We start from the raw sequence: 11,434 nt of genomic DNA, 5'->3' as shown, positions 1-11,434 counted from the left end.
TGTAGTCGGTGGCTTTAGCCCCGAGAGAGGGTAACAATAACCAAAACCCCATGGCCTAAAGACCATGCTACAGGTCTGGAACGAATATTCAATTCCGAGGCAAATCCCAAACCTGTAGTCGGCGGCTTTAGCCCCGAGAGAGGGTAACAATAACCAAAACCCCATGGCCTAAAGGCCATGCTACAGGTCTGGAATGAATATCCAATACCGAGGCAAATCCAATAACCTGTAGTCGGCGGCTTTAGCCCCGAGAGAGGAATTTCAATAACCATAAAAAAAACTAATAACGGTTGCATTTCCAAAGAAATGTTATACTATAACGCCCCGGTTTGAAAAGTACGAAGATAAATTTGCGATCTTTATACTTAATTTAAAAACAAACCTGAATTGAATTTCCATAAACACAGAGGATTAATCAGCGACATGGCGGCATCTGAAAATAAATCAGTAATGGATAGAGTGGGGATCTGGACGTCCAGTATCTGTGCTTTGCATTGCCTGCTGTTGCCTATTCTAATACCTCTAGTGCCTTTTATTGGCGCGAGTTTTTTTGCGCAAGATTGGTTTGAGAAAACCATACTTACCTTATCGATGATTATCGGTTTCTGGGCGCTACTTTTTGGGTTTTATCGTTACCATAGACAATTGTATCCAATATACAGCTTACTGTTAGGCGGATTGATATATTGGAATAAAGATATGTTTGGCGAGGCGTACGAACCATTTACTATTGGTTTAGGGGCACTGCTTATTGTCGCTGCCCATGTCGCTAATATTCGTCTATGTAAAAGTTGCCACTCTTGTCATGATTGTGAGACTAGTCACTAGCTGAATCAGCAAGAGCTAATCTAGCATTGAGTGGATTGTTGCAAAATACAGCGTCTACTCCCCATTCTTTTAAGCGTACTAAATCTTCCGGCTGATCTACGGTGTAAACTCCCATTTTCAGGCCTCTTCGCTTTGCATCGTAAACAAAATTTTTGTCTACAAAGGTGACGTCGGCATTCACAAATTCTGCATCCAAAACCTCAGCAAAACCGGCATAATCTATTGGCTTATTGGCTGTTAACGCACCAATTCTGGCGCTTGGAGCAATGGTTTTGATGGTCTTGAGCAAATGGTGATCAAATGAAGAATATAAAATATTTGAACTGGGAATGGATAAACTGTCGCAGGCATCATGAACGTATTTCAAAAGCAGTGGAACATCCCTAACACCCTTTAATTCAATGTTTATTTGACATGATAAACCAATACACTGTAGCGCTTCCAGAAGAGTAGGAACGGTTTCTCCTTCCCCTGCATCGAGTTTTCTAATTTGTTCGAGGAGTAAAGAATCGATACTACCAATGCCATTGGTAGTGCGATGTAACCAGCGATCGTGGATTAATATAAACTCATTTTGATGCTGAAACACATCAAATTCAATCCCATCTGCTTGCTGAGCGATTGCGGTTTTAAGGGCTAATAAAGTGTTTTCTGGTGCTAATGCACTGGCACCACGATGAGCATATATAAACACAATCAATCCATTAATCGCTAGCCTAACAGAATTGGACTATTTGCGATGCAGTTTTTGGGCGTTGACAGTCTCGTATATCGCGGCTGAAATTACCAGCGCACCACCGAGAAAAGTTTGCCAATTGGGTTTTTCATCGAGCACAATAATGGCAAGTATTACCCCATAAAATGGTTGCATACAGGCCACAAGCGCAAAGGTTTTTACGCGCAAATGTTTTAAGCTGGTTGCAATCAGCGCATGGGGTAGGGCAGTTAAAAAGATACCCAACACCACTAACCACATATAGGTTTCATTGCTGGCGGTGAAAAAATCATCGGAAACAAAAAATAGCAAGCTAACTAAAATCACCAATGTTTGATATGCCATAGCATGAGAGCCAGAGTAATGGGAAAAATACTTCCGATGACAAAGGTTTCTAAGTGCGTAAAGCACAGCTGAAAGCATGCCGATCAATATTCCTAGGGTGATATCATTTTTTAATGAAATTTCAGGAACGATCAGGAAAATACCTATAAATACTACGATTGCGCTGACAACATCCTGCCAAACTAATCGAATTCCCTCAAAGAATGGCTCTAATAAAACGGCGATAACGGGGAAGGTAAAAAGAGCTATCATGCCCACTGACACCGACGAGTATTGCATTGCCGCGAAATAGGTTACCCAATGCGCCGACATTAATATTCCCAGTGCTAATGCTACCCAATAATCTTTAGCATTATTCAGCCGTAAACTGCTACCAGAGAGTTTGACTAATAACCCTAGTACAATACATGCAACCACCGAGCGCCCAAATGTGATATCAGTGGCAGATAACGGAATTATTTTAGACATTAGCGCCGTGGCACCTAACAAAATCACGGTTAGGTGCAAAGACCATAGGCTTCGTTTTACTGGATGCATAAATCTTAGTCTTTCAAAGTGGCGAAAACTTCACCTAGGCGTGTTGTATCTCCGCTAGATTGACCGTTGAAGTCGATCATGTCAGGTTCAAAACAGGCCACAATGGTAGAGCCCAATTTGAATAGCCCCAGCTCTTCACCTTTGGCTAAGGTAATGGTGTTTTCACTATCTTTGGGGTATCGCCAATGTTGAACATTTTGCCCTGGTGGGGGGGTAACTGTGCCCGCCCAAACCGTCTCGATGCTCGCGACAATAGTGGCACCCACAAGCACAATTGCAAACTTACCTTGCTTAGACTCAAATACACAAACCACACGTTCATTACGAGCGAACAACCCGGGCACGTTTTGAGTGGTAAGTGGGTTAACTGAAAACAGCTCGCCCGGTACGTAAATCATGTCGGTCAATACACCGTCCAAGGGCATATGGATTCGATGATAATCTTTTGGCGATAAGTAAATGGTTGCGAACTTGCCGCCTTGAAAAGGGGCTGAAATATCAGGATTACCGCCCAATAGCGCGGTCAAACTGTAGTTATGGCCTTTTGCTTGAAAAATAGTATCAAAATCAATGTCGCCCAGTTGACTGACGGTACCGTCAACGGACATGGCTAACTGTTTTGGATCATCACAAATTGGTCGTAGACCTTCTTTTAATTCCCGGGTGAAGAATTCATTAAAAGTGCGGTAGTGGTCTGGCTCTGGAAATTTAGCCTCGGACATATCAACGTTAAACTGTTTGATAAATAACTTAATCAAAGCAGTAGTTAATCCACCTGCTTCAGCCGCTGCTAACTTACCTACAAGTCTGGAAAGCAAATGTTTAGGTAAGATGTACTGTAACTTTATTTTGAACCAACTGATCAAGACCGGAGCCTCCATAATTTCGACAAAATAATTGTATCGTATATTGCTATTTTAGTCTGATAATGAGTCGGTCTAAGTCATGCCATTTTGATGGGGAGTAGAAAACAGCCCCATTTTTAGGGCTTGGAAGGCAATTGTGGAAACAAATAATTACAGCTAATTAGGGATTGCGCGGTTTGGACGATTCTCTTCCATTGAAGACAAAATTTTATGATAGCTTTCATAACGTTGCATTGATATCTCACCATTTAATGCCGCTTGCTTTATAATGCAACCAGGATCATCTAGATGCTTACAGTCTCGAAATTTGCAGCCGCCAATGTAATCCCTAAATTCAATAAATCCAGATGTGACTTTTTCTACGGGAAGGTGCCAAAGGGCAAACTCCCGTACCCCAGGTGAATCAATTAAGTCACCGCCGCCGGGGAAATGTAACATTTTAGCCGCAGTCGTAGTGTGTTGACCCAAGCCTGAGTTATCTGAAATGTCACCAATGGCCTCATCTGCACCCGGTAGTAATTGATTGACAATACTTGACTTTCCTACACCCGATTGTCCAACGAACACACTAATTTTATCTGCTAAAATATTTTTAAGTTGGTCGATACCTTCGCCGGTTTTGCAACTGGTGAGCAGTACTTGATAGCCAATATCTCTATATATTTGCAGCTCTTTATCAACCCTTTCACGGGCGTCTGCGTCTAGCATCTCAATTTTATTCAAGAGCAAAATTGGCTGAATTTGAACATCTTCAGAGGCAACTAAATAACGATCAATTATATTTAAAGACAAGGCAGGTAAAACTGAACTCACAATGATGATTTGGTCAATGTTAGCAGCAATTGGTTTCACCCCATCATAAAAGTCAGGGCGAGTAAGAACAGAGGTTCGATCGTGGACTAACTCGATAATACCGTTCACCCCTTCACTTGCTTCTTTACCGGGGCGGAATTCAACTTTATCACCGCATACTACGCTACCAGCGGTGCGACGCATGTGGCACTTAGTCACTTCCCCAGACTCATCTTGCACATCAGCATGTTTTCCAAAACGTCCAATAACTGTCCCTTGACGGCTATCAGCTAATTGTTCATCACTGTGAAATGATTCTTTGGTCGAAAGTCTCTTTTGGCGATTGGTAGAGACTTGACGTTTTTGCTTTTTGGTTAATTTTGGTTTTTTTGCCACGTTTACTTTACTTAATTTGGCTCGTTAGACTCATACATGGTAACGTCAGCGCGTAAATTTTGATAATATTTTATTTGGCTTGTGTTATTCATCAGCTAATTTCCTTCACTTAAAGTATGCGAGATTAACAATTTACAGGCCACCAGTAGTCGAAAAAGAGAATGAGTAAACCCATACATAAGGTTTGTATTATGCCAGTAAATAACGAAAATTTGGTTTGGATAGATTTAGAAATGACCGGTCTAGAACCTGAAACCGATGTCATTTTAGAAATCGCCACTATTGTGACGGATAAAAACCTCAATGTGTTGGCAGAAGGACCGGTTCTGGCTATACATCAATCCGATGAAATTCTCGATAATATGAGTGCTTGGTGTGTTGATGTGCACGGTAAATCAGGGTTAACGGACCGCTGCAAAGCAAGCTCAATAGATGAAAATGAAGCTGTGAAACAGACCATTGCCTTTTTGCAACAATATGTGCCCAGTGGCGTTTCACCTCTATGCGGAAATACGATTGGTCAAGATCGTCGGTTTTTGGTGAAATATATGCCGGACTTGGAAAATTATTTTCACTACCGTAGTATCGATGTGAGTACTTTCAAAGAGCTAATAAAACGCTGGAAACCTGAAGTTTTAGATGGATTGCAAAAAAAAGGTACCCATCAAGCTCTAGACGATATTCGTGAGTCTATTGAAGAATTGGTTTATTACCGCAAACATGTGCTCAATATATAAGCGCTATGTTTATATTTTCGCTAAAAAATTCAATTTAACTAAATTTATTTAAAATAACACTTGATTCGTTAGATTATTTTTGTACAATGCGCTCCCGGTTTAGGATGAACCGAAAGCAAAACGGCAATAAAGGATATGCCAACCACCACCAAAATGCGGGAATAGCTCAGTTGGTAGAGCACGACCTTGCCAAGGTCGGGGTCGCGAGTTCGAGTCTCGTTTCCCGCTCCAAATTCTACACTCTAATAATACTTGATAGTACCTGATGATTTCTCATCGACTAATCCATTGTAATTTTTAAGCCGTTATTTTAATCGCTTTACTGTATTGAGTTTCACAAACTTATATTGGGCAAAAACGTGCGTTACTGCTTAAAAACTTGATACTGACCTAAAAATGCATCACACTTATCTGGTCTAACCAGTCGAACATGTCAAGAGTGACGGCTAAAAACCCGTTACGTTGGTTCGTTGATAAAGTGAAACTATCCGGTATATCCAAAGTTGAAATTTTGCATACTGATGATAAGTCAAAGACGTTTGTGAAATTAAACAGATGCAAATTTGAGAATTATGTTGGTAGCGTTGTATGGGGTTTAATTTTGTGGTTCACGTCAGATTAATTTTAAAAACGATAGATTCATTACTTGTTAACAAGATAGAGAAGGTCAAAGCCCATATATCAATAAATTAAATGTTGATATGACTTTCAGATGGTTAGGTTAAGCTCAAATAGCTTGGATTTACGAAGATTAAAATGACACAACAGAAAGTTGTTAGCTTTCTGTTGCCTTACAGAATTTTAAAAAAGACCTGAGACCGAATATGGCCGATAATTATCTACTGAAAATATATAAAAAGTTTTTGAAGTTTCCTTTTGGTAGGAAGCTTTTTAGCTGGTATTCAGCGCGACGTGCGCCTTACTTTTCAACAATATCGCCGCTAGTTACAGAACTTAGACCTGACCGTTGTGAAGTGCTTATCAAGAAGCGAAAAATAACACAAAATCACATTGGCACAGTCCACGTTATAGCGATTTGCAACGGACTTGAAATGGCGATGGGGTTCATGAGTGAAGCATCTATTCCAAAAAATCTACGCTGGATACCAAAGGGTATGGAGGTTAAGTACCCCGCCAAGGCTGACACCGACATCAAGTGTGTAGCGGAGGTTCCAAAAGGTGCCTGGAAACCCGGAGATTTGCCTGTAATAGTAAAGGCTTACGACCAGCAAGGTAAAGTTGTTGTTGAAGGTACGATAACTATATGGGTCAGCGAAAAACGATAGAAGAATTTACGAGGCTTTGTTGTCCCTGACATTATCTAAACAATACGAAAAACGTTACTTAATTGTCGATGATGTCTTGGGAAGCTTCAACTAAAGAGCGAAGCCATATGTCCCCCACTCAATGCCACGGTTAATTCCTTAGCAGTCAATTTTCAGAATTAGCTGTCTATAGTCACATCGCGATTTTGCTTGGTCTTTGGTGATACTTCGATGATTCAAAACTGGGTAAAGGGAAGTTCGCGAACTATGCTTTCTTATTTAGGTTGTTCAATGGCCTGATTGGTGTAACGAAAGATGCACCGCAAAACTTCGATTGAAATATCTCGTTTAGCGCAACTATTCATTAAAGTCGTGAACTGTTTTGAATTAAATATAGTGTTCAATTGAGGCCCAGCCTCAACAAATAATTGCACTCGTTATTGCACTCATCTCCAACATCATAAAATCCGCAAAAATTAGGCAGTTTGGCCTGATTTATGCTAATTATTTCCCGCGAAATTGACGCTTTAAGTCAATAATGTCGTGGATTAGCAACAATTTCTCCGGATCATCAAATTGTCATAAAATATTTGTTGACACCACTGCGTTTTGGTTTTATTTATCCCCCTGTATAGACGTACTCAATTGGGGTTTTACATCAACACAAGCACTCAATTGGAATCAGCTTTTTTAAGTTAATTATTTTTGTTTTTTTGGGATGTCCATTATGGCAAATATTACAAGAGATTCTTTAGTAAAGCGCGTATTCACTGATGTGAAAAATTACCCTTATGGTTTTTCACGTTCTGGAGACTTTTCGATTAATGAGAGCAAAGCGTTGAGTCAATATGGTGCTTTATACGCAGCGTTAGTTGATGGTGTTATTTCACCCGAAACACATGAAGATCAACACTTTGTTGAATCGGCATTTGGCAAGGTGGAACCTGAAACTGTATCTGAGCGTGCTTGGTTAAAATATCAAAAACGAATCAATCGACCTAAATTGGGAAGCATCTACGGCAATAAGCCGTCTCACCTTAACGATGATGACGAAGATGCCACAATTAGTGATGATGAAGAGCTTGAAGTGGATCTCGATTCGTAGAAGTGTGTAAAATAAATGTAAAACCATCCTATTTTTGAACGAAATACGCTCGTTAATAGGATGTTTATCCTAAAAATGCGGTATATTGGGATATATATCTCACTTTATGCCGTTTTGCTGTTTTATCTTCCTAATCTGTCACGTATAGTCCGTATAAATCTAACAGTCACTTATTAATTACACAGGAGGATGTCTGGTGGAAATGATGTCAGGTGCGGCTATGGTAGTTCGCGCCCTTAAAGATTCTGGAGTTACCCATGTTTTCGGTTACCCTGGTGGTGCCGTTCTCGACATTTATGATGCTTTATATGCACAAGATGATGTCAAACATGTACTCGTCCGCCACGAACAAGCTGCTGCTCATATGGCTGACGGTTATGCTCGCTCTACAGGCAAAACAGGTACAGTCTTAGTAACTTCTGGTCCCGGAGCAACCAATACCATTACAGGTATTGCGACTGCTTATATGGATTCAATTCCAATGGTTGTGTTGTCAGGTCAGGTGCCGTCAATGCACATCGGGGAAGACGCATTCCAAGAGACAGACATGGTGGGCTGTTCTCGCCCAATCGTTAAGCATAGCTTTTTAGTTAAACGCGCAATTGATATTCCTAAGGCTATTGCTAAGGCATACTATATTGCTAACACGGGGCGCCCCGGCCCTGTAGTCGTTGATTTACCAAAAGATTTGGTGAATGTACTTGAATCTCATCCCTATGAGTATCCATCAGATGTGACTATGCGCTCTTACAATCCTACGTTGAAAGGCCATAGTAAGCAGATTAGAAAAACTGTTGATACCCTAGTTAATGCGAAAAGACCGGTACTTTATGTGGGGGGCGGTGCAATTACCTCTGAAGCATCAGAGTTGATCACCGAATTGGCAGAAAAGCTCAATGCACCTGTTACCTCTACTTTGATGGGCATAGGAGCGTTCTCAAGCGTTCATGAGCAGTTCGTTGGCATGTTAGGTATGCATGGCACCCTTGAAGCGAATAAAACCATGCACAACGCCGATTGTATCTTTGCCTTAGGGGCAAGGTTTGATGATCGTGTGACCAATAACGTGGAAAAATTCTGTCCCCATGCAACCATTATTCATGTTGATATTGATCCGGCATCTATCTCGAAAACAGTGGCCGTACATATACCCGTTGTTGGTTCAGTGGATAAAGTGGTTGAACAGGTTTTAAGTCAATTGAATAAAAAGGACTTAACGGAGCAAAAACAAAAACTTGCAGATTGGTGGAGCCAAATTAACTCATGGCGCGACCGCAAGTGCTTAAGTTATGAAAAGAGTGCTGATGTGATTAAACCTCAGCAAGTTATCGAAGCTCTATATAAGCATACAAATGGCGATGCATATGTGAGTTCAGATGTGGGTCAACACCAAATGTTTGCCGCTCTTTACTATCCCTTTGCTAAACCTAGAAGATGGATTAACTCTGGTGGCCTAGGCACTATGGGCTTTGGATTACCTGCAGCAATGGGCGTGCAAATGGCCAACCCAGACGCCGTATCAGTAGTCGTCACTGGTGATGGTAGTATTCAAATGAACATTCAAGAGTTATCTACCTGCTTGCAGTACAACTTGCCAGTAAAAATTATCTCTTTGAATAACCGTGCGTTAGGTATGGTTAGACAATGGCAAGATATGATCTATAAAGGTCGTCATTCTCACTCTTATATGGATTCCATGCCTGATTTTGTAAAATTAGCGGAAGCCTATGGTCACGTCGGCATTAAAGTGAATCATCCGTCTGAATTGGATGACGCTATGGCTAAGTGTTTCGCCCTTAAAGACCGCTTAGTGTTTATGGATATTGCCATTGATCAAAATGAACATGTCTATCCCATGCAAATTAAATACGGTGCAATGGATGAAATGAGATTAAGTAAAACGGAGCGTACCTGATGAGAAGAATTATCTCTGTATTGATGGAAAACGAACCAGGTTCATTGTCACGCATTGTTGGTGTGTTTTCACAGCGAGGATATAACGTTGATTCACTGTGTGTAGCACCCACCACTGATTCAAGTCTTTCGCGACTAACCATAGTTACTCATGGTGATGACAAAGTCATTGAACAAATTACGAAACAAGTCAATAAATTAATAGACGTACTGAAAGTGACGGACTTAACAGATGGTACTCATGTTGAACGTGAGTTAATGTTAATTAAAGTGGCTGCGAAAACCGATTTGGTGCGTTCTGAAGTCAATCGAACGGTTGATATTTTTAGAGCGCAAATAGTCGATACTGATGCAAAGAATTACACTATTCAAGTGACAGGAACCAGTGATAAGTTGGATGCATTTGCCCAAGCAATGTGGGCCCAGACGGAAGTCATCGAGTCGTCTAGAACCGGTGTCTGTGGCTTAGCTCGTGGTGAAAAATCACTGAGAGTTTAGATTTTACAGGTACCAATACAGTGGGGCTATCGCCCCACTGATCAATTAAATTCTTTCCCGGCTTATCAGCCACACATTATTGTCTTAATTTATGCTGCGTATCCCATGGCCTAAAGACCATGCTACAGGGGGGAATCTTGTAGGCGGTGGCTTTAGCCCCGCGAAAAGCCCTTGAATACCCCATGGCGAAAAATCCCATGGCCTAAAGACCATGCTACAGGGGGGGGGAATCTTGTAGGTGGGTGCTTTAGCCCCGCGAAAAGCCCTTGAATATCCCATGGCCCAACACCCCATGGCCTAAAGACCATGCTACAGGGGGGGAATCTTGTAGGTGGGTGCTTTAGCCCCGCGAAAAGCCCTTGAATATCCCATGGCCCAACATCCCATGGCCTAAAGACCATGCTACAGGGGGGGGGGAATCTTGTAGGCGGGCGCTTTAGCCCCGCGATAAGCCCTTGAATATCCCATCGCGAAAAATCCCATGGCCTAAAGACCTTGCTACACGGAGGTCGGTATGACAACCTCGGATGGACGATAAGGGGCAATTATATTGCGTCGTTTCCAACCAAAATAACCGGTGCACCGCCGCTTGAAATGCGCACAGCGTCACCTGCTACCTCTTGCATCTCGACACTTCCCATCGTTTGCTGCAACTCCTCTGCGGAAGGAAATGGCATGGAAAACATTTGATAGTATGGTGCTGGGATGTCTGGTGGAGACACAAATTTGGTGACAGTGTAAGGCTTATGCTCCAATGGTATATTCATTTTCTCATGGAGCATCGATAAGTGTGCTAAATAATCGGTATCGAATTGAGCTGCATCGGTAGGTTGAGGATATAGAACAACTAATTTAACTTTAGACATCGTGTATTTCCTTATTACTAATAGTTCTGCTACGACATTGTTAACAGAATTCTAAACCATATGGCTTTAGGCTCTAGCAACCTTAGATATCTTAGGGGCTAAGCCCAAACCGGATTAGGGTTACCTATACTGAATAGCGAGTAACAATTTATCTACCATCACCGCCTGCTATGTTGTTAGCGTTGCGGCAAGTAACCCACAAAACTATTCGATAAAGTAAGTGCCCCAACCGTCATAATGAATGTTGTGTTTGTCGGCAATTTTTAACAGTGTATCCGTATCTTTATTGATTAAATCAATATTTAGCATTCTTTCTACAACGGCATCAAAACAGAATACGGTGCCACCATCGTCTAACATCAACTCTTCAGCATCTCCTACTTCAAAGCCTGCTTTAAACGCATCTACGGCGGCTTTTTCAAGGATGTCAAAATCAGAATGAGCAAAATGATATTCAATTGTATGCGGTGCCTCGGCATTACTTCCGTCTTCAATCAATGCTTCTACGGTTTCTTGATTAAATTCGTACCATTCTTCTTTCTGTTCTGCATTGCTCATTGGCTATCCTTT

At 41.5% G+C, this 11,434-nt stretch carries 12 protein-coding genes and 1 tRNA gene; 7 read left to right on the top strand and 6 right to left on the bottom strand.

The window, feature by feature from the left end; genetic code table 11:
- Positions 1–423 precede the first annotated feature (423 nt).
- Positions 424–828, top strand: coding sequence for a MerC domain-containing protein (locus Q4574_RS20615; RefSeq protein ID WP_303477363.1), 405 nt, complete (start codon positions 424–426; stop codon positions 826–828).
- Here Q4574_RS20615 and Q4574_RS20610 read toward each other — a convergent pair.
- From Q4574_RS20610 to rsgA, 4 genes are all read right to left on the bottom strand, one after another.
- Positions 818–1,522: a glycerophosphodiester phosphodiesterase family protein gene (locus Q4574_RS20610; protein ID WP_303477362.1), complete on the bottom strand. Its 705-nt coding sequence runs from the start codon at positions 1,520–1,522 to the stop codon at positions 818–820. The genes Q4574_RS20615 and Q4574_RS20610 overlap by 11 nt on opposite strands.
- Positions 1,523–1,558: 36 nt before the next feature.
- Positions 1,559–2,425 (bottom strand): DMT family transporter, encoded by an 867-nt coding sequence (locus tag Q4574_RS20605; RefSeq protein WP_303477359.1) that lies wholly within the window; start codon positions 2,423–2,425, stop codon positions 1,559–1,561.
- Positions 2,426–2,430: 5 nt separating this feature from the next.
- Positions 2,431–3,291: an archaetidylserine decarboxylase gene (gene asd / locus Q4574_RS20600; RefSeq protein WP_303477357.1), complete on the bottom strand. Its 861-nt coding sequence runs from the start codon at positions 3,289–3,291 to the stop codon at positions 2,431–2,433.
- Between the two features lie 156 nt (positions 3,292–3,447).
- Positions 3,448–4,479, bottom strand: a complete 1,032-nt coding sequence (gene rsgA / locus Q4574_RS20595; protein WP_303477354.1) for a small ribosomal subunit biogenesis GTPase RsgA — start codon at positions 4,477–4,479, stop codon at positions 3,448–3,450.
- A 191-nt stretch (positions 4,480–4,670) separates the two neighbouring features.
- On the opposite strand from rsgA, the gene orn reads away from it, so the two are divergent.
- The 6 genes from orn to ilvN all read left to right on the top strand — a co-directional run bounded on the left by orn (position 4,671) and on the right by ilvN (position 9,998).
- Complete coding sequence (orn, locus tag Q4574_RS20590) at positions 4,671–5,216, top strand: oligoribonuclease (RefSeq protein WP_303477351.1); 546 nt, start codon at positions 4,671–4,673, stop codon at positions 5,214–5,216.
- Between the two features lie 155 nt (positions 5,217–5,371).
- Positions 5,372–5,447 (top strand) — tRNA-Gly (locus tag Q4574_RS20585).
- Between the two features lie 593 nt (positions 5,448–6,040).
- The gene (locus Q4574_RS20580) at positions 6,041–6,502 is read left to right on the top strand and encodes a hotdog fold domain-containing protein (RefSeq protein WP_303477349.1); all 462 of its coding nucleotides are present in this window, start codon (positions 6,041–6,043) and stop codon (positions 6,500–6,502) included.
- A 706-nt stretch (positions 6,503–7,208) separates the two neighbouring features.
- Positions 7,209–7,586: a DUF413 domain-containing protein gene (maoP, locus tag Q4574_RS20575; RefSeq protein ID WP_303477346.1), complete on the top strand. Its 378-nt coding sequence runs from the start codon at positions 7,209–7,211 to the stop codon at positions 7,584–7,586.
- A gap of 196 nt (positions 7,587–7,782) precedes the next feature.
- Positions 7,783–9,501: an acetolactate synthase 3 large subunit gene (locus tag Q4574_RS20570; RefSeq protein ID WP_303477344.1), complete on the top strand. Its 1,719-nt coding sequence runs from the start codon at positions 7,783–7,785 to the stop codon at positions 9,499–9,501.
- Entirely contained in the window at positions 9,501–9,998 is a 498-nt protein-coding gene (gene ilvN / locus Q4574_RS20565; RefSeq protein ID WP_216048780.1) for an acetolactate synthase small subunit, read from the top strand. The genes Q4574_RS20570 and ilvN overlap by 1 nt, the downstream gene beginning before the upstream one ends.
- Before the next feature lie 545 nt (positions 9,999–10,543).
- Here ilvN and Q4574_RS20560 read toward each other — a convergent pair.
- On the bottom strand, positions 10,544–10,864 hold the full coding sequence (locus Q4574_RS20560) for an EthD family reductase (RefSeq protein ID WP_303477340.1): 321 nt from the start codon (positions 10,862–10,864) through the stop codon (positions 10,544–10,546).
- 204 nt (positions 10,865–11,068) lie between these two features.
- Complete coding sequence (gene rraB, locus Q4574_RS20555) at positions 11,069–11,422, bottom strand: ribonuclease E inhibitor RraB (RefSeq protein WP_303477338.1); 354 nt, start codon at positions 11,420–11,422, stop codon at positions 11,069–11,071.
- Positions 11,423–11,434: the final 12 nt, after the last annotated feature.

Origin of the sequence: Aliiglaciecola sp. 3_MG-2023 (assembly GCF_030548205.1) — a bacterium.
GTDB lineage: Bacteria > Pseudomonadota > Gammaproteobacteria > Enterobacterales > Alteromonadaceae > Aliiglaciecola.
Note: the sequence above shows the minus strand (reverse complement) of the source record. Positions and strands in the feature narration are given on the sequence as shown.